Below are 22,405 nucleotides of genomic sequence, written 5' to 3'. Positions count from 1 at the left end.
ATTAACTGCATGAAATACCACGATCTCCGCGACTTCCTGACGCTGCTGGAAAAGCAGGGTGAACTCAAACGTATTACACTTCCTGTTGATCCTTATCTGGAGATGACAGAAATTGCTGACCGCACCCTGCGTGCCGGTGGCCCCGCGTTACTGTTTGAAAATCCTAAAGGGTACGCCATGCCGGTGCTGTGCAACCTGTTTGGTACCCCGCGTCGCGTCGCACTGGGGATGGGGCAGGAAGACGTCACGGCCCTGCGCGAAGTCGGTAAGCTGCTGGCCTTCCTGAAAGAGCCGGAGCCGCCGAAAGGCTTCCGCGATCTGTTCGACAAGCTGCCGCAGTTTAAGCAGGTGCTGAACATGCCCACTAAACGCCTGCGCGGCGCGCCGTGCCAGCAGAAGGTGCTGGAAGGCGATGCGGTTGATTTGACTAAAATCCCTATCATGCAGTGCTGGCCGGAAGATGCCGCGCCGCTGATCACCTGGGGACTGACCGTCACGCGCGGCCCGCACAAAGAACGCCAGAATCTCGGTATTTACCGCCAGCAGTTGATTGGCAAGAATAAGCTCATTATGCGCTGGCTGTCGCATCGCGGCGGCGCGCTGGATTTCCAGGAGTGGTGTGCTGCGCATCCGGGTGAACGTTTCCCGGTGTCCGTTGCGCTGGGCGCCGATCCGGCCACCATTCTCGGGGCCGTCACGCCCGTACCGGATACGCTCTCGGAGTATGCCTTTGCTGGCCTGCTGCGCGGGACGAAAACCGAAGTCGTGAAGTGTATCTCTAACGATCTTGAAGTCCCGGCCAGTGCAGAAATTGTGCTGGAAGGTTACATTGAGCAGGGGGAAATGGCGCCAGAAGGCCCTTACGGCGACCACACCGGCTATTACAACGAAGTGGATAACTTCCCGGTGTTTACCGTGACGCACATTACGCAGCGTGAAGATGCGATTTATCACTCCACGTATACCGGGCGTCCACCGGATGAACCGGCGGTACTGGGCGTGGCGCTGAACGAAGTGTTTGTGCCGATCCTGCAAAAGCAGTTCCCGGAAATTGTTGATTTTTATCTGCCGCCTGAAGGATGCTCGTATCGCATGGCGGTGGTCACGATGAAGAAGCAGTATCCAGGTCATGCTAAACGCGTGATGATGGGCGTGTGGTCTTTCCTGCGCCAGTTTATGTATACCAAATTTGTTATTGTCTGCGATGATGACGTTAACGCCCGCGACTGGAATGACGTAATCTGGGCCATTACCACGCGAATGGACCCGGCGCGCGATACGGTGTTAGTCGAAAACACGCCGATTGATTATCTGGATTTTGCCTCGCCGGTTTCCGGTCTTGGCTCAAAGATGGGACTGGATGCCACAAATAAATGGCCTGGCGAAACCGACCGTGAATGGGGTCGCCCGATCAAAAAAGATCCTGCTGTGACCGCGCGCATTGACGCGATCTGGGACGAGCTGGCCATAATGAATAACGGTAAACCCTGAGCTGACCGTTAAGCCCTATAGACTTCCCGACAGAGAGAGCGAATGACAACCTTAAGCTGTAAAGTGACCTCGGTAGATGCCATCACCGACACCGTATATCGCGTCCGTTTAGTGCCAGAAGCGCCATTCTCTTTCCGCGCGGGTCAGTACCTGATGGTCGTGATGGATGAGCGTGATAAGCGTCCTTTCTCCATGGCCTCCACGCCAGCGGAGCAGGAATTTATTGAGCTTCATATCGGTGCGTCAGAGCTTAACCTGTATGCGATGGCCGTCATGGACCGCATTCTGAAAGAGCGCGAGATCGTAGTGGATATTCCGCACGGTGATGCGTGGCTGCGCGATGACGAAGACCGTCCGCTGATCCTGATTGCCGGTGGTACAGGCTTCTCCTACGTGCGCTCCATTCTGTTGACCGCCCTGGCGCGTAATCCCGACCGTGATATCACGATCTACTGGGGTGGCCGTGAAGAGAAACACCTGTATGACCTGTCTGAACTGGAAGCGCTGAGCGTCACCCATCCTAACCTGCGCATTGAGCCGGTGGTTGAGCAGCCGGAAGAGGGCTGGCGCGGGCGAAGCGGGACGGTGCTGACGGCAGTGCTGCAGGATCACGGTACGCTGGCGGGGCATGATATCTACATTGCAGGGCGTTTCGAGATGGCGAAAATCGCCCGCGATCTGTTCTGTAACGAACGTGATGCGCGTGAAGACCGCCTGTTTGGCGATGCGTTTGCCTTCATTTAAATAAAAAACCCGCCCCTGACAGGCGGGAAGAACGGCAACTAAACTGTTTCTCTTCGCCAGTGACACGACTGGCGGCGAGGTACCTCTCGTAGGCCGGGAAAGCGCAGCGCCTCCCGGCAAAAGCCCGATGGCGCGATGCTTATCGGGCCTACGTTATAGCCTTACACTCTCTCAAACACCGTCGCGATACCCTGACCCAGCCCGATACACATCGTTGCCAGACCAAACTGGGCATCTTTGCGTTCCATCAGGTTGATCAGCGTCGTGCTGATACGCGCCCCGGAGCAGCCCAGCGGGTGACCGAGGGCGATCGCGCCGCCGTTGAGGTTAATCTTCTCGTCGATCTGCTCCATCAGCCCCAGATCTTTAATGCACGGCAGGATTTGCGCGGCGAACGCTTCGTTCATCTCAAAGAGATCGATGTCGCTGGCGGTTAAGCCCGCTTTTTTCAGCGCCAGCTTTGAAGCCGGAACCGGGCCGTAGCCCATGATCGACGGATCGCAGCCCACGACCGCCATCGAGCGTACCCGAGCGCGAGGCGTTAATCCCAGCTCGCGGGCGCGGCTTTCGCTCATTACCAGCATCGCGGCGGCGCCGTCGGACAACGCCGACGAGGTCCCTGCCGTGACGGTACCGGTGACGGGGTCAAACGCCGGACGCAGCGTGGATAGCGCTTCGACGGTGGTTTCCGGGCGGATGACTTCGTCGTAGCTGAACTGCTTCAGAACGCCGTCTGCATCGTGGCCGCCGGTCGGGATGATCTCGTTCTTAAAGGCACCAGACTGCGTGGCGGCCCATGCGCGAGCGTGAGAGCGCGCGGCAAAGGCATCCTGCATTTCGCGGCTGATGCCGTGCAGGCGGGAGAGCATCTCGGCGGTCAGACCCATCATCCCCGCAGCTTTCGCCACGTTGCGGCTCATCCCCGGGTGGAAATCGACCCCGTGGCTCATCGGGACGTGACCCATATGCTCGACGCCACCGACCAGGCAAGCCTGAGCATCGCCGGTCATGATCATGCGGGCAGCGTCGTGCAGCGCCTGCATTGATGAACCGCACAGGCGGTTAACGGTGACGGCCGGAACCGAATGCGGGATCTCCGCCAGCAGCGACGCGTTGCGGGCGATGTTGAAGCCCTGCTCCAGGGTCTGCTGCACGCAGCCCCAGTAGATATCGTCGAGCGCAGCCGGATCCAGCGCCGGGTTACGCGCCAGCAGGCTACGCATCAGGTGCGCGGAGAGGTCTTCCGCACGCACGTTACGGAACGCGCCGCCTTTTGAACGGCCCATCGGGGTGCGAATCGCATCAACAATGACAACCTTTTCCATTGTGACTCCTTAAGCCGTTTTCAGCTCGCCAACCGGACGGGCTGGCTCAACTGCGGGATAGTAGGGTTCGTTATGGCGCGCTTTGTTACGCAGCCCTTCCGGCACTTCATACAGCGGGCCGAGGTGCTGATACTGCTGAGCCATATCGAGGTAGCGGGCGCTGCCGAGTGTGTCCAGCCAGCGGAACGCGCCGCCGTGGAACGGAGGGAAGCCCAGGCCGTATACCAGTGCCATATCCGCTTCCGCCGGGCTGGCGATAATGCCTTCTTCGAGGCAACGCACCACTTCGTTGATCATCGGAATCATCATGCGGGCGATGATCTCATCGTCGGTGAAGTCGCGTTTCGGCTGACTGACATCGGCCAGCAGGCTATCCACCGCCGCGTCTTCTTCTTTCTTCGGTTTGCCCTTGCTGTCTTCTTTATAGCGCCAGAAGCCCAGACCGTTTTTCTGACCGAAGCGGTTAGCGTCGAACAGCGCGTCAATCGCGTCGCGATAGTCTTTCTGCATACGCTGCGGGAAGCCTGCCGCCATTACCGCCTGGGCATGGTGGGCGGTATCAATGCCCACAACGTCCAGCAGATACGCCGGTCCCATCGGCCAGCCGAACTGTTTTTCCATTACTTTGTCGATTTTGCGGAAATCCGCGCCGTCGCGCAGCAGCTGGCTAAAACCGGCGAAATAAGGGAACAACACGCGGTTGACGAAGAAGCCCGGACAATCGTTAACGACGATCGGCGTTTTGCCCATCTTGCTGGCCCAGGCCACCACTTTGGCGATGGTGTCGTCAGAGGTTTTTTCCCCACGAATCACTTCGACCAGCGGCATACGGTGTACCGGGTTGAAGAAGTGCATACCGCAGAAGTTTTCCGGACGCTTCAGCACGCTCGCCAGTTCGCTGATTGGAATAGTGGAGGTGTTAGAGGCCAGCACGGTATCCGGGCGAACCTTGTCTTCCGTTTCCGCCAGCACCGCTTTTTTAACCTTCGGGTTCTCGACGACGGCTTCGACCACCACGTCGACACGATCAAAACCGCTGTATTCCAGCACGGGCTGAATGGTGGAAATCACGCCTGCAAGCTTCAGACCGTCAATTTTCCCGCGCTCAAGCTGTTTATTCAGCAGCTTGGCCGCTTCGGTCATGCCCAGCGTCAGGGATTTCTCGTTGATGTCTTTCATCACCACCGGCACGCCTTTCCAGGCTGACTGGTAAGCGATGCCGCCACCCATGATCCCCGCGCCGAGTACCGCCGCATGTTTTGGGGTCTCAACGTTTTTAGTCAGCTGTTTGGCTTTGCCTTTCACGAACTGATCGTTGAGGAAGATACCGACCAGCGCGCGAGCTTCATTGGTGTGCGCCAGCGGGACAAAGCTCTGATTTTCGAGCTTCAGCGCTTCATCGCGTCCGAGACGGGCAGCCGCTTCAATGGTTTTCACCGCCGTGATTGGCGCCGGGTAGTGTTTACCCGCCGTCTGCATCACCATGCCTTTGGCGATGGTGAAGCTCATGGTGGCTTCAATCTTGCTGAGTTTTAACGGTTCCAGCTTCGGCTGGCGTTTGGCTTTCCAGTCGAGTTCGCCTTTTATCGCCTGACGCAGAATGGCGAGTGCGCCTTCAACAAGCTTCTCCGGTTTTACAACGCCGTCGACCAGGCCAATTTTCTGTGCCTGTTCTGCGCCGACATCTTTACCCGCGGCAATGATCTCCAGCGCGCTGTCGGCACCGAGCATGCGCGGCATACGAACGGAGCCGCCAAAGCCCGGCATTATGCCCAGCTTGGTTTCCGGCAGGCCGATGCGCAGGTCCGGCGTCGCCAGGCGATAGTCGGTCGCCAGCACGCACTCGCAGCCACCGCCCAGCGCATAGCCGTTAACGGCGGAAATAGTCGGGACAGGCAGATCTTCCAGACGATTAAAGACGCTGTTGGCAAAGTGCAGCCACTGGCTCAGCTGTTCTTCCGGGACCAGGAACAGCGAAAGGAACTCGGTGATATCGGCACCGACGATAAAGGCCGCTTTGTTCGAACGCAGCAGCAGCCCTTTTAATTCAGGTTGTTTTTCAAGAACATCCAGCGCCTGGCCAAGACTGGCCACCGTCGCGGTATCAAGCTTGTTCACTGAGCCGGGGGCATCGAACACCAGTTCGGCAATGCCATCTTCCAGCCAGTTGAGGTACAGGGTGTCGCCTTTGTAGAGCATGTCAGTCTCCTGAATCCAGCAATTGGATCTGGTCATACCAGATGAGTCGGAGTGTGGGATTTATGTTAATAAAATGCAAATTACTCATTAAGAAATTGCTGCATTGATCACGGTCGGTGGAAATCACGCAGGCGGAGTGAGGTGTGCTAAGATGCGATGACTTGAGGTCAAAAAACGAAAGGAATAATGATGGACTCACTGGCTTCGCTTTATAAAAATCATATCGTTACCCTACAGGAACGTACCCGCGATGTACTGGCCCGCTTTAAGCTGGATGCGCTGCTGATCCACTCCGGCGAGCTGATGAATACCTTTCTGGATGACCACGCTTATCCGTTCAAGGTGAACCCACAGTTTAAGGCGTGGGTGCCGGTGACGCAGGTGCCCAACTGCTGGCTGCTGGTGGATGGCGTGAACAAGCCGAAACTGTGGTTCTACCTGCCGGTCGATTACTGGCACAACGTTGAGCCGCTGCCGACCTCTTTCTGGACGGAAGAGATTGAGGTCATTGCGCTGCCAAAAGCGGACGGTATTGGCGGCCAGCTGCCTGCCGCACGTGGCAACATCGCCTATATTGGCCCTGTTCCGGAGCGTGCATTGGGCCTGGATATTGCGGCAGACAAACTCAACCCGAAAGGGGTGCTGGATTACCTCCACTATTACCGTGCGTATAAAACCGACTACGAACTTTACTGCATGCGTGAAGCGCAAAAGACCGCGGTGAACGGTCACTGTGCGGCGCATGAAGCCTTCCAGTCCGGCATGAGCGAGTTCGATATCAACCAGGCGTACCTGACCGCCACCGGTCATCGCGATACCGACGTGCCGTACAGCAACATTGTCGCGCTCAACGAGCACGCGTCCGTCCTGCACTACACCAAACTGGATCACCAGGTTCCGTCGGAAATGCGCAGCTTCCTGCTGGACGCAGGGGCAGAGTACAACGGCTACGCGGCCGACCTGACCCGCACCTGGGCGGCGAATGCGGACACCGAGTTCGCGCAGCTGATCAAAGACGTGAACGATGAACAGCTGGCGCTGATTGCCACCATGAAGGCGGGCACCAGCTATGTGGATTACCACATCCAGTTCCATCAGCGCATCGCCAAACTGCTGCGTAAGCACCAGATTGTGAAAGACATGAGCGAAGAGGCGATGGTCGAGAACGATCTGACCGGGCCCTTCATGCCGCACGGTATCGGTCACCCGCTGGGCCTGCAGGTGCACGACGTTGCGGGCTTTATGCAGGATGATACCGGTACACACCTGGCGGCACCGTCTAAATATCCTTACCTGCGCTGCACCCGCATTCTGGAACCGCGCATGGTGCTGACGATTGAACCGGGGATCTACTTTATCGAATCCCTGCTGGCGCCGTGGCGTGATGGCCAGTTCAGCAAGCACTTCAACTGGGAAAAAATTGACGCGCTGAAGCCGTTTGGCGGTATTCGTATCGAAGATAACGTGGTGATTCACGAAAACGGTATCGAGAATATGACGCGAGACCTGAAGCTGGCCTGATGGAAAGCTGGCTAATACCGGCTGAACCGGTCACCTTTGTTGAGGAAATCAAGAAAAGCCGCTTTATTACGCTGCTGGCGCATACCGACGGCGTAGAGGCGGCAAAAGCGTTTGTCGAGTCCGTCCGGGCTGAGCATCCTGACGCCCGTCACCACTGCGTGGCGTGGGTAGCAGGGCCGCCGGACGATTCGCAGCAGCTGGGGTTTTCCGATGACGGTGAACCGGCGGGCACGGCCGGTAAACCCATGCTCTCCCAGCTAATGGGCAGCGGCGTGGGCGAAATAACCGCCGTGGTGGTGCGCTACTACGGCGGCATTTTGTTAGGCACCGGTGGGCTGGTTAAAGCCTATGGCGGGGGCGTGCAGCAGGCGCTTAATATGCTGGTCACTACCCGCAAAACGCCGCTTACCGAATATACTTTATTATGCGATTACGCCCAGCTATCGGGTATTGAAGCGCTGCTGCGGCAGTTTAACGGTGTCATCGCACACAGTGAATATCAGGCAATGGTGCAATTACGCGTGGCGGTTCCTCAGGCGGAACTGGCTGCTTTTTCAGCAAAACTCGCTGATTTTAGTCGTGGTTCGTTGCAATTGCTGCCGATTGAAGAATAATCCCCACCTCACTTTTGAATACCAAAGGAAGCGGCAGAGATGCATTTTCGTGCCATAACCCGAATCGTTGGACTGCTGGTCATACTCTTTTCCGGGACGATGATTCTCCCTGGACTGGTGGCGCTTATCTACCGGGACGGCGCGGGGCGGGCATTTACCCAGACCTTCTTTGTCGCGCTGGCGATCGGCTCCCTGCTGTGGTGGCCGAACCGTCGTCAGAAAGGTGAACTGAAATCTCGCGAAGGCTTTCTGATTGTGGTCCTGTTCTGGACGGTGCTGGGGAGCGTCGGTTCGCTGCCCTTTATCTTCTCTGAACAGCCTAACCTGAGCATCACGGATGCCTTCTTTGAATCCTTCTCCGGCTTAACGACGACCGGGGCGACGACGCTGGTAGGACTGGATTCGCTGCCGCATGCGATTCTCTTTTATCGTCAGATGCTGCAGTGGTTCGGCGGTATGGGGATCATCGTCCTGGCGGTGGCTATCCTGCCAATACTGGGCGTCGGGGGGATGCAGCTTTATCGCGCCGAAATGCCCGGGCCGCTGAAAGACAATAAGATGCGGCCGCGTATTGCCGAGACGGCAAAAACTCTCTGGCTTATCTATGTATTACTGACGGTGGCCTGTGCGCTGGCGCTATGGTTTGCCGGGATGCCCGCGTTTGATGCTATCGGGCACAGTTTTGCGACGATTGCGATTGGCGGGTTCTCTACCCACGATGCCAGCGTGGGCTACTTCGACAGCCCAACGATTAACACTATCATTGCCATTTTCCTGCTGATCTCTGGCTGTAACTACGGTCTGCATTTCTCTTTACTGAGCGGGCGCAGCCTGAAGGTGTACTGGCGTGACCCTGAGTTCCGCATGTTTATTGGCGTCCAGCTGACGCTGGTAATTATCTGTACCCTGGTGCTCTGGTTCCATGATGTCTATAACTCCGCGTTGACCACGCTAAACCAGGCCTTCTTCCAGGTGGTGTCGATGGCGACAACCGCCGGGTTTACCACGGACAGCATCGCCCGCTGGCCGCTGTTCCTGCCGGTGCTTTTGCTCTGTTCCGCGTTTATCGGCGGCTGTGCGGGGTCGACGGGCGGTGGCCTGAAGGTAATTCGTATTCTGCTGCTGTTTAAGCAGGGCAACCGTGAGCTGAAGCGTCTGGTCCACCCGAACGCGGTCTACAGCATCAAGCTGGGGAACCGTGCGCTGCCGGAACGTATACTCGAAGCGGTGTGGGGATTCTTCTCGGCGTATGCGCTGGTCTTTATCGTCAGTATGCTGGCGATTATCGCGACGGGAGTGGATGATTTCTCCGCCTTTGCGTCCGTCGTCGCAACATTGAATAACCTCGGGCCTGGCCTGGGCGTGGTGGCGGATAACTTTGCCAGTATGAACCCTGTCGCGAAATGGATCCTCATCGCCAATATGCTGTTTGGTCGTCTTGAGGTCTTTACGCTGCTGGTGCTGTTCACCCCTACATTCTGGCGCGAGTAAGGAGCCGTTGATGAAAACACTGATTCTTTTCTCTACGCGAGACGGGCAAACGCGTGAGATTGCCGCCTATCTGGCATCTGAACTCAAAGAGCTGGGGATTTACTCGGATGTGGTAAACCTGAACCGTGCGGATCAGATTACCTGGCAGGATTACGATCGCGTGGTGATTGGTGCATCTATTCGTTACGGGCATTTCCATCCGGCGCTGGATCGCTTTGTGAAAAAGCATACGGCGAAGCTCAATACGTTGCCCGGCGCGTTCTACTCGGTCAATCTGGTCGCGCGTAAACCCGAGAAGCGCACGCCGCAGACCAACAGCTACACGCGCAAGTTTTTACTCAACTCGCCGTGGCAGCCAGAACTGTGCGCCGTCTTTGCCGGCGCGCTGCGCTACCCTCGCTACCGTTGGTATGACCGCTTTATGATCCGTCTTATTATGAAGATGACGGGGGGCGAAACCGACACGCGTAAAGAAGTGGTTTATACCGACTGGTCGCAGGTAGCCAGTTTTGCGCGAGAAATCGCACATTTAACGGGCGATTCGCGACATAAATAAGCGTTAAGTTTGAAAAGTGAGCGAACGAAAAGTTTTTTGTATTTTGTGCTTGTCACTTCAGAATAACTCCCTATAATGCGCCTCCACTGACACGGAACAACGGCACACACGCCGCCGGGTCAGAAGAGAATAGCGAAAATAAACGCTTGACTCTGAAGCGGGAAAGCGTAATATGCACACCCCGCGCCGCAGTGAAAACGAAGCGGCACTGCTCTTTAACAATTTATCAGACAATCTGTGTGGGCACTCAAAGTGACATGGATTCTTAATGTCTTCGGACAATAAATGAATACCAAGTCTCTGAGTGAACATGCGTAATTCATTACGAAGTTTAATTCACGAGCATCAAACTTAAATTGAAGAGTTTGATCATGGCTCAGATTGAACGCTGGCGGCAGGCCTAACACATGCAAGTCGAGCGGTAACACAGGGAGCTTGCTCCTGGGTGACGAGCGGCGGACGGGTGAGTAATGTCTGGGAAACTGCCTGATGGAGGGGGATAACTACTGGAAACGGTAGCTAATACCGCATAACGTCGCAAGACCAAAGAGGGGGACCTTCGGGCCTCTTGCCATCAGATGTGCCCAGATGGGATTAGCTAGTAGGTGGGGTAACGGCTCACCTAGGCGACGATCCCTAGCTGGTCTGAGAGGATGACCAGCCACACTGGAACTGAGACACGGTCCAGACTCCTACGGGAGGCAGCAGTGGGGAATATTGCACAATGGGCGCAAGCCTGATGCAGCCATGCCGCGTGTATGAAGAAGGCCTTCGGGTTGTAAAGTACTTTCAGCGGGGAGGAAGGCGGTGAGGTTAATAACCTCATCGATTGACGTTACCCGCAGAAGAAGCACCGGCTAACTCCGTGCCAGCAGCCGCGGTAATACGGAGGGTGCAAGCGTTAATCGGAATTACTGGGCGTAAAGCGCACGCAGGCGGTCTGTCAAGTCGGATGTGAAATCCCCGGGCTCAACCTGGGAACTGCATTCGAAACTGGCAGGCTAGAGTCTTGTAGAGGGGGGTAGAATTCCAGGTGTAGCGGTGAAATGCGTAGAGATCTGGAGGAATACCGGTGGCGAAGGCGGCCCCCTGGACAAAGACTGACGCTCAGGTGCGAAAGCGTGGGGAGCAAACAGGATTAGATACCCTGGTAGTCCACGCCGTAAACGATGTCGACTTGGAGGTTGTGCCCTTGAGGCGTGGCTTCCGGAGCTAACGCGTTAAGTCGACCGCCTGGGGAGTACGGCCGCAAGGTTAAAACTCAAATGAATTGACGGGGGCCCGCACAAGCGGTGGAGCATGTGGTTTAATTCGATGCAACGCGAAGAACCTTACCTACTCTTGACATCCAGAGAACTTTCCAGAGATGGATTGGTGCCTTCGGGAACTCTGAGACAGGTGCTGCATGGCTGTCGTCAGCTCGTGTTGTGAAATGTTGGGTTAAGTCCCGCAACGAGCGCAACCCTTATCCTTTGTTGCCAGCGGTTAGGCCGGGAACTCAAAGGAGACTGCCAGTGATAAACTGGAGGAAGGTGGGGATGACGTCAAGTCATCATGGCCCTTACGAGTAGGGCTACACACGTGCTACAATGGCGCATACAAAGAGAAGCGACCTCGCGAGAGCAAGCGGACCTCATAAAGTGCGTCGTAGTCCGGATTGGAGTCTGCAACTCGACTCCATGAAGTCGGAATCGCTAGTAATCGTAGATCAGAATGCTACGGTGAATACGTTCCCGGGCCTTGTACACACCGCCCGTCACACCATGGGAGTGGGTTGCAAAAGAAGTAGGTAGCTTAACCTTCGGGAGGGCGCTTACCACTTTGTGATTCATGACTGGGGTGAAGTCGTAACAAGGTAACCGTAGGGGAACCTGCGGTTGGATCACCTCCTTACCTTAAAGAACCTGCCTTTGCAGTGCTCACACAGATTGTCTGATGAAAAAACAGCAGTAAAAATCTCTGCAGGCTTGTAGCTCAGGTGGTTAGAGCGCACCCCTGATAAGGGTGAGGTCGGTGGTTCAAGTCCACTCAGGCCTACCAAATTTTCCCTGATACTGCGTTGCGGCAACGCTCACATACTGATGTATGCTTCGCGTTACCACGCCTTGTCTCAGGAAAAATTACCGGTACAGAGATTGCAAAACGATGGGGCTATAGCTCAGCTGGGAGAGCGCCTGCTTTGCACGCAGGAGGTCTGCGGTTCGATCCCGCATAGCTCCACCATCTTTTACTGCGAACCCAAGAAAACTTCAGAGTGAACCTGAAAAGGTGCACTGCGAAGTTTTGCTCTTTAAAAATCTGGATCAAGCTGAAAATTGAAACGACACATCTTTAAGGTGTGTTCGAGTCTCTCAAATTTTCGCAATCAGAAGTGAAACATCTTCGGGTTGTGAGGTTAAGCGACTAAGCGTACACGGTGGATGCCCTGGCAGTCAGAGGCGATGAAGGACGTGCTAATCTGCGAAAAGCGCCGGCGAGGTGATATGAACCTTTGACCCGGCGATGTCCGAATGGGGAAACCCAGTGTGATTCGTCACACTATCGTTAACTGAATACATAGGTTAACGAGGCGAACCGGGGGAACTGAAACATCTAAGTACCCCGAGGAAAAGAAATCAACCGAGATTCCCCCAGTAGCGGCGAGCGAACGGGGAGCAGCCCAGAGTCTGAATCAGCTTGTGTGTTAGTGGAAGCGTCTGGAAAGTCGCACGGTACAGGGTGACAGTCCCGTACACGAAAGCACACAGGTTGTGAACTCGAAGAGTAGGGCGGGACACGTGGTATCCTGTCTGAATATGGGGGGACCATCCTCCAAGGCTAAATACTCCTGACTGACCGATAGTGAACCAGTACCGTGAGGGAAAGGCGAAAAGAACCCCGGCGAGGGGAGTGAAAAAGAACCTGAAACCGTGTACGTACAAGCAGTGGGAGCACCTTCGTGGTGTGACTGCGTACCTTTTGTATAATGGGTCAGCGACTTATATTCTGTAGCAAGGTTAACCGTATAGGGGAGCCGAAGGGAAACCGAGTCTTAACTGGGCGTTAAGTTGCAGGGTATAGACCCGAAACCCGGTGATCTAGCCATGGGCAGGTTGAAGGTTGGGTAACACTAACTGGAGGACCGAACCGACTAATGTTGAAAAATTAGCGGATGACTTGTGGCTGGGGGTGAAAGGCCAATCAAACCGGGAGATAGCTGGTTCTCCCCGAAAGCTATTTAGGTAGCGCCTCGTGAATTCATCTTCGGGGGTAGAGCACTGTTTCGGCTAGGGGGCCATCCCGGCTTACCAACCCGATGCAAACTACGAATACCGAAGAATGTTATCACGGGAGACACACGGCGGGTGCTAACGTCCGTCGTGAAGAGGGAAACAACCCAGACCGCCAGCTAAGGTCCCAAAGTCATGGTTAAGTGGGAAACGATGTGGGAAGGCACAGACAGCCAGGATGTTGGCTTAGAAGCAGCCATCATTTAAAGAAAGCGTAATAGCTCACTGGTCGAGTCGGCCTGCGCGGAAGATGTAACGGGGCTAAACCATGCACCGAAGCTGCGGCAGCGACACTATGTGTTGTTGGGTAGGGGAGCGTTCTGTAAGCCGTTGAAGGTGTGCTGTGAGGCATGCTGGAGGTATCAGAAGTGCGAATGCTGACATAAGTAACGATAAAGCGGGTGAAAAGCCCGCTCGCCGGAAGACCAAGGGTTCCTGTCCAACGTTAATCGGGGCAGGGTGAGTCGACCCCTAAGGCGAGGCCGAAAGGCGTAGTCGATGGGAAACAGGTTAATATTCCTGTACTTGGTGTTACTGCGAAGGGGGGACGGAGAAGGCTATGTTAGCCGGGCGACGGTTGTCCCGGTTTAAGCATGTAGGCGGAGGTTCCAGGTAAATCCGGTACCTTTTAACGCTGAGGTGTGATGACGAGGCACTACGGTGCTGAAGTAACAAATGCCCTGCTTCCAGGAAAAGCCTCTAAGCATCAGGTAACATTAAATCGTACCCCAAACCGACACAGGTGGTCAGGTAGAGAATACCAAGGCGCTTGAGAGAACTCGGGTGAAGGAACTAGGCAAAATGGTGCCGTAACTTCGGGAGAAGGCACGCTGATATGTAGGTGAAGCCCCTGCGGGTGGAGCTGAAATCAGTCGAAGATACCAGCTGGCTGCAACTGTTTATTAAAAACACAGCACTGTGCAAACACGAAAGTGGACGTATACGGTGTGACGCCTGCCCGGTGCCGGAAGGTTAATTGATGGGGTTAGCGGCAACGCGAAGCTCTTGATCGAAGCCCCGGTAAACGGCGGCCGTAACTATAACGGTCCTAAGGTAGCGAAATTCCTTGTCGGGTAAGTTCCGACCTGCACGAATGGCGTAATGATGGCCAGGCTGTCTCCACCCGAGACTCAGTGAAATTGAACTCGCTGTGAAGATGCAGTGTACCCGCGGCAAGACGGAAAGACCCCGTGAACCTTTACTATAGCTTGACACTGAACACTGGTCCTTGATGTGTAGGATAGGTGGGAGGCTTTGAAGTGTGGACGCCAGTCTGCATGGAGCCGTCCTTGAAATACCACCCTTTAATGGCTGGTGTTCTAACGTAGACCCGTAATCCGGGTTGCGGACAGTGTCTGGTGGGTAGTTTGACTGGGGCGGTCTCCTCCCAAAGAGTAACGGAGGAGCACGAAGGTTAGCTAATCCTGGTCGGACATCAGGAGGTTAGTGCAATGGCATAAGCTAGCTTGACTGCGAGAGTGACGGCTCGAGCAGGTGCGAAAGCAGGTCATAGTGATCCGGTGGTTCTGAATGGAAGGGCCATCGCTCAACGGATAAAAGGTACTCCGGGGATAACAGGCTGATACCGCCCAAGAGTTCATATCGACGGCGGTGTTTGGCACCTCGATGTCGGCTCATCACATCCTGGGGCTGAAGTAGGTCCCAAGGGTATGGCTGTTCGCCATTTAAAGTGGTACGCGAGCTGGGTTTAGAACGTCGTGAGACAGTTCGGTCCCTATCTGCCGTGGGCGCTGGAGAATTGAGGGGGGCTGCTCCTAGTACGAGAGGACCGGAGTGGACGCATCACTGGTGTTCGGGTTGTCATGCCAATGGCACTGCCCGGTAGCTAAATGCGGAAAAGATAAGTGCTGAAAGCATCTAAGCACGAAACTTGCCCCGAGATGAGTTCTCCCTGACTCCCTGAGAGTCCTGAAGGAACGTTGAAGACGACGACGTTGATAGGTCGGGTGTGTAAGCGCAGCGATGCGTTGAGCTAACCGATACTAATGAACCGTGAGGCTTAACCTTACAACGCCGAAGATGTTTTGGCGAAGAGACGAACAATCAAAATTCAGCCTTGATACAGATGAACAGAATTTGCCTGGCGGCTTTAGCGCGGTGGTCCCACCTGACCCCATGCCGAACTCAGAAGTGAAACGCCGTAGCGCCGATGGTAGTGTGGGGTCTCCCCATGTGAGAGTAGGGAACTGCCAGGCATCAAACAAGTGAAGAGGCCATCCGAAAGGATGGCCTTTTTGCGTTTATACGCTGCACAAACTGATCCCCCATCACCCTGCTTATACGGTAAACTACCTGCGTTTTTGCATCAGGATAGCGTCTATGAACCACTCCCTTAAGCCCTGGAATACCTTTGGCATTCAACGCAATGCTAATCAAATTGTACGTGCCGATACTGCACAGCAGCTGCTGGATGCATGGCAAAACGCGACAGAAAAAAACGAACCCGTACTGATTCTGGGCGAAGGAAGTAATGTCCTGTTTCTAGACGATTTTGCGGGAACGGTGATCGTTAACCGCATCATGGGAATTGATGTGGAAGAGCGTGCCGACAGCTGGCACGTGCACGTGGGGGCTGGTGAAAACTGGCACCACCTGGTGCAGTTTACCCTCGAAAAAGGGATGGCGGGTCTGGAAAACCTTGCGCTTATTCCAGGCTGCGCCGGATCGTCACCCATTCAGAACATCGGCGCCTACGGCATCGAGCTGAAACATGTCTGTGAATATGTCGACTGCATCGAGCTGGCGACCGGAACGGCGACGCGTTTAACCGCAGAACAGTGCCGTTTTGGCTATCGTGACAGTATCTTCAAACATGAATATCAGGATCGCTACGTGATTGTCGCCGTGGGTTTGCGTCTGTCGAAGAACTGGCAGCCCGTATTGACCTACGGGGATTTAACGCGTCTCGATCCGGCTACCGTTACCGCACGCGACGTTTTTGACTCGGTTTGCCATATGCGGATGACCAAGCTTCCCGATCCCAAAGTTAACGGAAATGCAGGGAGCTTCTTTAAAAACCCGGTGATCAGCGGCGAAAATGCCCGACGTTTTCTGGAGGAGTGGCCAACCGCGCCACATTACCCTCAGGTGGATGGCAGCGTGAAGCTGGCAGCAGGATGGCTTATCGATCAATGTCAGCTAAAAGGCACTTCAGTCGGCGGGGCAGCCGTTCACCGACAGCAGGCTCTGGTGCTGATTAACCAACACGATGCAACCAGCGACGATGTGGTACAGCTTGCTCACTACGTTCGTCAGCGTGTGGGCGAAAAATTTAACGTCTGGCTGGAGCCAGAAGTCCGCTTCATTGGTCGCACAGGTGAAGTCAACGCTGTGGAGACTATCGCATGAAGGACAATACGGTCCCGTTAACCCTGATTAGTATCCTGGCGGATGGTGAATTTCATTCCGGTGAGCAGCTGGGTGAGCAACTGGGCATGAGCCGCGCCGCCATTAACAAGCACATCCAGACGCTCCGTGACTGGGGTGTTGATGTATTTACGGTTCCCGGAAAAGGCTACAGCCTGCCGGAGCCGATTCAGTTGCTGAATGAAGACGCGATCCGCAGCCAGATTGGACACGGCAACGTGGCGGTGCTGCCGGTGATTGACTCGACGAACCAGTATCTGCTGGATCGTCTGCCTGAGCTGAAATCCGGCGATGCCTGTGTTGCTGAATATCAACAGGCCGGTCGCGGCCGTCGTGGCCGCAAGTGGTTTTCACCCTTTGGCGCCAACCTCTATCTGTCCATGTACTGGCGACTCGATCAGGGCCCGGCCGCTGCCATTGGCCTGAGTCTGGTCATCGGTATCGTCATGGCAGAGGTGCTGCACGATCTGGGTGCGGATCAAGTGCGTGTTAAATGGCCTAACGATCTGTACCTCAACGATCGTAAACTTGCCGGGATTCTGGTCGAACTGACGGGCAAAACGGGCGATGCGGCGCAAATCGTCATTGGCGCGGGCCTCAATATGGTGATGCGCAATGTCCAGAATGACGTGGTTAATCAGGCCTGGACTAACCTCCAGGAGGCGGGGATCGTCATCGATCGTAACACCCTTGCCGTACGTATGATTAAAGAGCTGCGCAGCTCGCTCACGCTTTTTGAGCAGGAAGGGCTGGCACCGTTCCTGTCGCGTTGGGAAAAGCTGGATAACTTTATCAACCGTCCGGTGAAATTGCTGATTGGTGATAAAGAGATCTACGGCACTTCCCGCGGTATTGACGCTCAGGGCGCGCTGCTCCTGGAGCAGGATGGCGTGATCAAACCCTGGGTGGGCGGTGAGATTTCCCTGCGGAGTGCCGAATAACCGGATGGAGTGAATGATGCGAAAACCCGTCTGCGCGACGCTGGCCGTCATGATGAGCTTGTTGTTCTCACCCCTCTCTCAGGCGGGACAGGCCTGGGAGAGTTACAAAGCACGCTTTTTCAAACCGGAAGGCCGCATTGTCGATACCGGCAATGGCGGCGTGTCGCATACGGAAGGTCAGGGCTTTGCCATGCTGATGGCAGTCGCCAACGACGATAAAGCCACGTTCGATAAGCTCTGGCAATGGACAAACCGTGAGCTGAAGAACAAAGAGAACGGTCTGTTTTACTGGCGCTATAACCCCGCAGAGTCCAACCCGGTCGCTGACAAAAACAACGCCGCCGATGGCGATGTGCTGATTGCCTGGGCGCTGCTTAAAGCCGATGCCCGCTGGCATGACAAACGCTACAGCGCCGCATCGGATGCCATTACAAAAGCGCTGGTTGCCCATAGCGTCATCCGCTATGCGGGTTACCGCGTGATGCTGCCCGGCGTCCAGGGATTTAAGCTTGACGGTGAAGTGGTCCTTAATCCTTCCTATTTTGTGTTTCCGGCCTGGCAGGCCTTCGCCGGACGCAGTCATTTGCCAGTCTGGCGCGATTTGATTAAGGACGGGAAGCGCCTGTTGGGGAAAATGGGCTCGGGTAAAGCGAATCTGCCCGCTGACTGGGTCTCGCTGACATCAGATGGCAAGCTGGAACCGGCCAAAGGCTGGCCGCCGCGAATGAGCTATGACGCGATTCGTATTCCGCTGTACGTTGCCTGGTCTGATAAACAAAGCCCTCTACTGACACCGTGGAAGGCCTGGTTCGGTCAGTTCCCCCGGGAACAAACGCCCGCCTGGGTTAACGTCACGACTAACGAATATGCGCCCTACATGATGGAAGGTGGTCTGCTGGCGGTTAGGGATTTAACGATGGGACAGTCTTCCGGAGAACCCGAAATCACGTCTAAGGACGACTACTATTCGGCAAGTCTGAAAATGCTGGTATGGATTTCAGCGCAATAATAACGCACTGGCTATCCCCTCTCCCCGATGGAGAGAGGGTTAGGGTGAGGGGTAAATCAGTTACTGCGGATACGGTACCCAATCCCCGCCGTTCAGGCGAACGTACGGTTTGTTCTGATACTGAATCACCACCGCGTTGGCGTTCTCGGAGACTTCTGCCGTTTGCGGCAGTTTGCTGGTGAGCTGATCCCAGTTCACGCTATCTTCCACAAACAGCTTCCCGTCAACGGCACGGGCAACCAGTTCTGAGATTGCCAGATAGCTGGTCGGCTGGGTGATTTCAATCGGTGCGCCCTGATGGGGTGCCTTCATCCCAAAGAACTTAATGCCAGCAGGCACGTTGGTAATCGACGGGCTTGGGATATCACGCAGGCCTGACACCTGCATTCTGTCGCCTTTCAGCGCGCCACCGTGCTCAGGTACTACAACCACCATTACTTTACGGCCTGATTTTTCCAGCTCCGTAAAGAACGCGTCCAGCTCGTCGAAGAATTTCTGCGCACGCACTTTATAATCCGCCGTTTTGCTCACGCCCGGGAAGTGGTTACCGTCGTGGAGCGGCAGGGTGTTAAAGAACGTCGCGCTGCGTGGATTACTGTCTTTTTCGATGGTTTGCAGCCAGCGCTGCAGGACGGCGGAATCGTCATAGACGGGCGAGCCGTCGAAGCCCAGCAGAGAGACAGGAAGACCGGTTTGATCCATCAGCGGTGCCTGCATACCCCCCTGTTCGCGCACCTCTTTCAGGAAGTTGCCGAACTGGCCGTTATGCCCCAGCATCAGATGCTGCGTAAAGCCCAGTTTGGCGAGGTTATCGAACAGATAACACTGGTTGCCGGCGGGTTGATACAGATTCTTATGCGATGCCTGACCGCAGCTAGCACGCAGCAGGCGGATGGCCGCCGGGCCGCTGTACGAGGTGGCAGAGTTGAAATCTTTAAACTGAATGTCGAAATGAGACCACAGCGGATGAGACATCAAACCTGCAGCGTCCACGTCTGCCCAGGAGAGCGAGCAGATGTTGATCACCAGCAGTTCAAACGGCTGAGCATCCGCCGGCAGCGCATCCGGGAATTTCGTCTGTCGCTTGTCTTCCGCGGTATAGAAACTGGAGAGCCAGGCGTTCAGGTTTGTAGAGGTCGGCGGTGCGGTCTGGGTTGGGATATCGCCCACCACAGGCGTATCGCCTGCCGTGGTGACGGTGGCCGCCGCGCTTCCCCCGGTGGTGGTCACCGTGGTGGTCGGTTGACCGGCAGGCCACAGCGAAAAGTTTGGCCCAGCCAGCGTCAGCACGTTAAGCCAGATCATAATCGCGACGACAAACACCGTGACGCGGATCCACTGTGACAGGAACAGCCAGGCAACCAGCAGCACAAATACCGCGCCTATCATCTGCCAGTTAATAAACCGCTCGGTCAGATCGAGGATATAGCTGGCGCTAAAGCCTGCCACCTGTGAGCCCTGGCTCATAATGCTGTCCGGCCCAGGTAACCAGGTATCATGCCAGAACAGCGCAAAGCCGAGAGGGATGGCTATCCAGTGACGTAAGCGATGCAGCCTGATATTCGGCAGGGGCATCAGCAGGAAGGCCATAAATACCAGGTTAAGAAGGGGATGGAAATTCAGATAGCCTGCCCACAGCAGACCAAACTTCACCAGAAAGTAGAAGTTCCAGCCGGAAAGGCCGCGCCAGTATTGCCAGAGCGGCGAGGGTGACGAAGCGGTATAGGTAGAATTAGTCATGTTTTCGGTCTGCCTTGACGTGTGATGCCCGTGTCAGTGTTCCGGCTGGTTTTACATAGCGAGGTTTTATAAACAGCACTCTGGCCGTATCACGGATACGACGTATGGAATGGCGTGCATAGTAGCCAAGCGGGAAAAAGATCAGCGCACAGACTATAACCAGTTGAATGATATCGCTGATATTCATGATGGTGCGTTCTCCGCGTTGTCCGTTAATAAGCGAAGGGGCTCCGGAACCCGACGCCAGACATGTCCATCATGTCTGGCATTGAGGATCGGTTTCGCATCGCTCTTAATAGCGAGCGGTTTAGCCCATTGTTCAGGCTGGAGCGCACGCATCTGCACCAGCTCTGCGCTGATCGTATTATCTTCGAACCAAATCATACGGTTCGAGAAAATATCCCCGGTAGGCAGGGGGAAGATATGGTTAAGCGCCGTATCGAGATCGTTTACCCGGCAGAAGGACAAAAACAGCACCAGGCGATTGTCGCCAATGGTCATGATGTCACCCGTACGATTGGGGCGACACAAGGTGAGAGCCTGTTCAACGCGGATACCGGGTACAGGACGCAGGGCAACCATAACCCCTTTTCCGTCAGCAGGAAGAAGCGTATTGCTCATCATGTTGCCGACGGCGTCGCAGAAGGTATCCCATTTTTGGTATCCACGCAGCTTCATCGGCTGCGTCATAGAGAGCAGCGTCGAAATGTCTTCCGGTACATGGCGGCTAAACTGCTGGCCCTGAACGCTTTCGATCAGCGTCAGGCAGCGTGACAGCGGCGCGTTCCAGGGAATGACCATATTTGCACCACAGCCCAGAAGCAGACGCTCATCGGTGGCGCGCAGGCTGGTATTGTTTTCGCGCACGATGATTTTTAACGCGCTTCCGCGCTGGCGACGCAAGGTGTGGATCTGCCTTGCCAGCGTCTCAATCTGGTTATTCTGCATCAATGAGAAGATAAGGGTTGCCGCCTGGGTTGTGCGGGCTTCGTGGAAAAGGTCTTCGTTAGATTCAAACAGCGACCAGTTTTCCGACAGGGCGGGCGCCCCTTCTAAAACCGCGATATGGCTCAGGATGCATTTTTCATCACTGCGCGGCTGCACCACGGTTTCTTCCTGCTGTGCCAGGTGCCACTTACCCTCGATGTGTTTCAGCGTAAGTTGTTGCCTGGCGCTCACGCCTTTTTCATTACACCAGAAGGCAATATCGTAGAGATAGCTGCCCACCTGGTCACGAACGCTTGCCAGACCGAACAGGGAACGATATTCACCCATTAAAAGTGAGAACAGCTTGTCATTATTACTGCCGGGATTGACTATCAATAGCGTGCAATTTTGAAATTTTGCCCATTTATTGATTTTTTCCAGCCACGGCAGCAGTTTTTCAGCAGGGATATTTTGCAGGACGTTATTTGCACATTTAAGGATCACCAAATAGTGATCCGGATCAATAGTGCACTGAACGTCGCGGGACAAAAAGTATAGACTATCGGCATCCGATGTCATGGAAAATAATCGCACCGTCTGAGGCCCGCGATCGTTTTCCAGCGTGATAATTTTCTTCGGATCTTCGCCCATGCTAATGACGGCCACGCGGGAATCCTTATCCTGGGCAGCAATTGTCTGGTTTACCAGACTGATAGCATCTTCATTCCGGTCCGTATTAATCCACCAGACTCCTCCGACTGGCATGTGGCTCAATTCGTCCCATAATGACTGGATGCCAATAGAAAATATGGAGTCCACGGTGTCCCTCTTTTCGTCTAATTTATCTGTATCTCAGTTTACTAGCGAAAGCGTAGAAATAAACCTAACATTGAAATTAAAGAACATCAGATTTAGCATGTAAATGAAATTTGTCAGGGCAGGAAGCCCCGCAACTTCTTTAGCGTGCGATTTTCCTTAAAGGGATGGAAAAAGAATGGATAATAATGAATCCGGTACCCCAGTCGACTCGACCCTGGGTTACACATTCCAAAACGATTTTCTGGCGCTGACGCAGGCCTTTTCTTTACCTGAAATAGATTACACCGATATTTCCCAGCGGGAACAGTTGGCCGCGGCTATTAAACGCTGGCCGTTATTAGCTGAATTCGCCCATCAACAATAAGGGAGCCA

Annotated in this window: 15 protein-coding genes, 2 tRNA genes and 3 rRNA genes; 15 read left to right on the top strand and 5 right to left on the bottom strand. The window is 55.0% G+C overall.

The features are described 5' to 3' along the window. Complete coding sequence (gene ubiD, locus ABFV38_RS21020; RefSeq protein ID WP_196347471.1) at positions 1-1,491, top strand: 4-hydroxy-3-polyprenylbenzoate decarboxylase; 1,491 nt, start codon at positions 1-3, stop codon at positions 1,489-1,491. 42 nt (positions 1,492-1,533) lie between these two features. After that, positions 1,534-2,235 (top strand): NAD(P)H-flavin reductase, encoded by a 702-nt coding sequence (gene fre / locus ABFV38_RS21015; RefSeq protein ID WP_008501516.1) that lies wholly within the window; start codon positions 1,534-1,536, stop codon positions 2,233-2,235. 161 nt (positions 2,236-2,396) lie between these two features. Here the strand turns inward: fre and fadA are convergent, their stop codons facing one another. Continuing rightward, positions 2,397-3,560 (bottom strand): acetyl-CoA C-acyltransferase FadA, encoded by a 1,164-nt coding sequence (fadA, locus tag ABFV38_RS21010; protein WP_008501515.1) that lies wholly within the window; start codon positions 3,558-3,560, stop codon positions 2,397-2,399. A 9-nt stretch (positions 3,561-3,569) separates the two neighbouring features. Then, positions 3,570-5,759, bottom strand: coding sequence for a fatty acid oxidation complex subunit alpha FadB (fadB, locus tag ABFV38_RS21005; RefSeq protein ID WP_104949906.1), 2,190 nt, complete (start codon positions 5,757-5,759; stop codon positions 3,570-3,572). Positions 5,760-5,948: 189 nt separating this feature from the next. Between fadB and pepQ the strand changes: the two genes are divergently transcribed. The 12 genes from pepQ to ABFV38_RS20945 all read left to right on the top strand — a co-directional run bounded on the left by pepQ (position 5,949) and on the right by ABFV38_RS20945 (position 18,547). Beyond that, positions 5,949-7,280 (top strand): Xaa-Pro dipeptidase, encoded by a 1,332-nt coding sequence (pepQ, locus tag ABFV38_RS21000; RefSeq protein WP_348959444.1) that lies wholly within the window; start codon positions 5,949-5,951, stop codon positions 7,278-7,280. Beyond that, complete coding sequence (locus tag ABFV38_RS20995) at positions 7,280-7,894, top strand: IMPACT family protein (RefSeq protein WP_348957990.1); 615 nt, start codon at positions 7,280-7,282, stop codon at positions 7,892-7,894. Before pepQ ends, ABFV38_RS20995 begins: the two co-directional genes overlap by 1 nt. A gap of 39 nt (positions 7,895-7,933) precedes the next feature. Next, the gene (gene trkH, locus ABFV38_RS20990; protein ID WP_023309600.1) at positions 7,934-9,385 is read left to right on the top strand and encodes a Trk system potassium transporter TrkH; all 1,452 of its coding nucleotides are present in this window, start codon (positions 7,934-7,936) and stop codon (positions 9,383-9,385) included. 10 nt (positions 9,386-9,395) lie between these two features. Continuing rightward, positions 9,396-9,941, top strand: a complete 546-nt coding sequence (gene hemG, locus ABFV38_RS20985; protein WP_045909212.1) for a menaquinone-dependent protoporphyrinogen IX dehydrogenase — start codon at positions 9,396-9,398, stop codon at positions 9,939-9,941. A 353-nt stretch (positions 9,942-10,294) separates the two neighbouring features. After that, positions 10,295-11,834, top strand: a 16S ribosomal RNA gene (locus tag ABFV38_RS20980). Positions 11,835-11,904: 70 nt separating this feature from the next. Further along, positions 11,905-11,981: transfer RNA gene (locus ABFV38_RS20975), tRNA-Ile, on the top strand. A 107-nt stretch (positions 11,982-12,088) separates the two neighbouring features. Beyond that, positions 12,089-12,164: transfer RNA gene (locus ABFV38_RS20970), tRNA-Ala, on the top strand. Positions 12,165-12,334: 170 nt separating this feature from the next. Further along, a 23S ribosomal RNA gene (locus tag ABFV38_RS20965) occupies positions 12,335-15,238 on the top strand. 72 nt (positions 15,239-15,310) lie between these two features. Beyond that, positions 15,311-15,426: ribosomal RNA gene (gene rrf, locus ABFV38_RS20960) — 5S ribosomal RNA — on the top strand. The 16S, 23S and 5S rRNA genes sit together here with 2 tRNA genes alongside, the layout of an rRNA operon. A gap of 124 nt (positions 15,427-15,550) precedes the next feature. Next, positions 15,551-16,579 carry a UDP-N-acetylmuramate dehydrogenase gene (gene murB, locus ABFV38_RS20955; protein WP_348957988.1) on the top strand — a complete coding sequence of 343 codons (1,029 nt, stop codon included), beginning with the start codon at positions 15,551-15,553 and terminating at the stop codon, positions 16,577-16,579. Next, the gene (gene birA / locus ABFV38_RS20950) at positions 16,576-17,538 is read left to right on the top strand and encodes a bifunctional biotin--[acetyl-CoA-carboxylase] ligase/biotin operon repressor BirA (protein WP_104949911.1); all 963 of its coding nucleotides are present in this window, start codon (positions 16,576-16,578) and stop codon (positions 17,536-17,538) included. Before murB ends, birA begins: the two co-directional genes overlap by 4 nt. A gap of 16 nt (positions 17,539-17,554) precedes the next feature. Then, positions 17,555-18,547, top strand: a complete 993-nt coding sequence (locus ABFV38_RS20945; protein WP_348959443.1) for a glycosyl hydrolase family 8 — start codon at positions 17,555-17,557, stop codon at positions 18,545-18,547. 60 nt (positions 18,548-18,607) lie between these two features. On the opposite strand, the gene bcsG is transcribed toward ABFV38_RS20945, so the two are convergent. From bcsG to bcsE, 3 genes are read right to left on the bottom strand one after another with little or no spacing between them, the layout of a single operon-like run. Further along, positions 18,608-20,287 carry a cellulose biosynthesis protein BcsG gene (gene bcsG / locus ABFV38_RS20940; protein ID WP_048226281.1) on the bottom strand — a complete coding sequence of 560 codons (1,680 nt, stop codon included), beginning with the start codon at positions 20,285-20,287 and terminating at the stop codon, positions 18,608-18,610. Continuing rightward, positions 20,280-20,474: a cellulose biosynthesis protein BcsF gene (gene bcsF, locus ABFV38_RS20935; RefSeq protein ID WP_045909071.1), complete on the bottom strand. Its 195-nt coding sequence runs from the start codon at positions 20,472-20,474 to the stop codon at positions 20,280-20,282. Before bcsF ends, bcsG begins: the two co-directional genes overlap by 8 nt. Further along, positions 20,471-22,033, bottom strand: coding sequence for a cellulose biosynthesis c-di-GMP-binding protein BcsE (bcsE, locus tag ABFV38_RS20930; RefSeq protein ID WP_348957985.1), 1,563 nt, complete (start codon positions 22,031-22,033; stop codon positions 20,471-20,473). Before bcsE ends, bcsF begins: the two co-directional genes overlap by 4 nt. 175 nt (positions 22,034-22,208) lie before the next feature. On the opposite strand from bcsE, the gene bcsR reads away from it, so the two are divergent. Further along, positions 22,209-22,397, top strand: coding sequence for a cellulose biosynthesis protein BcsR (gene bcsR, locus ABFV38_RS20925; protein WP_348957984.1), 189 nt, complete (start codon positions 22,209-22,211; stop codon positions 22,395-22,397). Positions 22,398-22,405 lie beyond the last annotated feature (8 nt).

This window comes from Enterobacter cloacae complex sp. Mu1197 (assembly GCF_040059225.1).
Lineage (GTDB): Bacteria > Pseudomonadota > Gammaproteobacteria > Enterobacterales > Enterobacteriaceae > Enterobacter > Enterobacter quasiroggenkampii.
This window is presented reverse-complemented; position numbering and strand designations above follow the sequence as displayed.

What these genes read in the sequence shown, in the direction of transcription:
- murB (WP_348957988.1), top strand. Translation starts at nt 15,551, where the DNA reads ATGAACCACTCCCTTAAGCCCTGGAATACCTTTGGCATTCAACGCAAT.
- birA (WP_104949911.1), top strand. Translation starts at nt 16,576, where the DNA reads ATGAAGGACAATACGGTCCCGTTAACCCTGATTAGTATCCTGGCGGAT.
- ABFV38_RS20945 (WP_348959443.1), top strand. Translation starts at nt 17,555, where the DNA reads ATGCGAAAACCCGTCTGCGCGACGCTGGCCGTCATGATGAGCTTGTTG.
- bcsR (WP_348957984.1), top strand. Translation starts at nt 22,209, where the DNA reads ATGGATAATAATGAATCCGGTACCCCAGTCGACTCGACCCTGGGTTAC.
- ABFV38_RS20995 (WP_348957990.1), top strand. Translation starts at nt 7,280, where the DNA reads ATGGAAAGCTGGCTAATACCGGCTGAACCGGTCACCTTTGTTGAGGAA.
- bcsF (WP_045909071.1), bottom strand. Translation starts at nt 20,474, where the DNA reads ATGAATATCAGCGATATCATTCAACTGGTTATAGTCTGTGCGCTGATC.
- bcsG (WP_048226281.1), bottom strand. Translation starts at nt 20,287, where the DNA reads ATGACTAATTCTACCTATACCGCTTCGTCACCCTCGCCGCTCTGGCAA.
- trkH (WP_023309600.1), top strand. Translation starts at nt 7,934, where the DNA reads ATGCATTTTCGTGCCATAACCCGAATCGTTGGACTGCTGGTCATACTC.
- fre (WP_008501516.1), top strand. Translation starts at nt 1,534, where the DNA reads ATGACAACCTTAAGCTGTAAAGTGACCTCGGTAGATGCCATCACCGAC.
- hemG (WP_045909212.1), top strand. Translation starts at nt 9,396, where the DNA reads ATGAAAACACTGATTCTTTTCTCTACGCGAGACGGGCAAACGCGTGAG.
- fadB (WP_104949906.1), bottom strand. Translation starts at nt 5,759, where the DNA reads ATGCTCTACAAAGGCGACACCCTGTACCTCAACTGGCTGGAAGATGGC.
- pepQ (WP_348959444.1), top strand. Translation starts at nt 5,949, where the DNA reads ATGGACTCACTGGCTTCGCTTTATAAAAATCATATCGTTACCCTACAG.
- fadA (WP_008501515.1), bottom strand. Translation starts at nt 3,560, where the DNA reads ATGGAAAAGGTTGTCATTGTTGATGCGATTCGCACCCCGATGGGCCGT.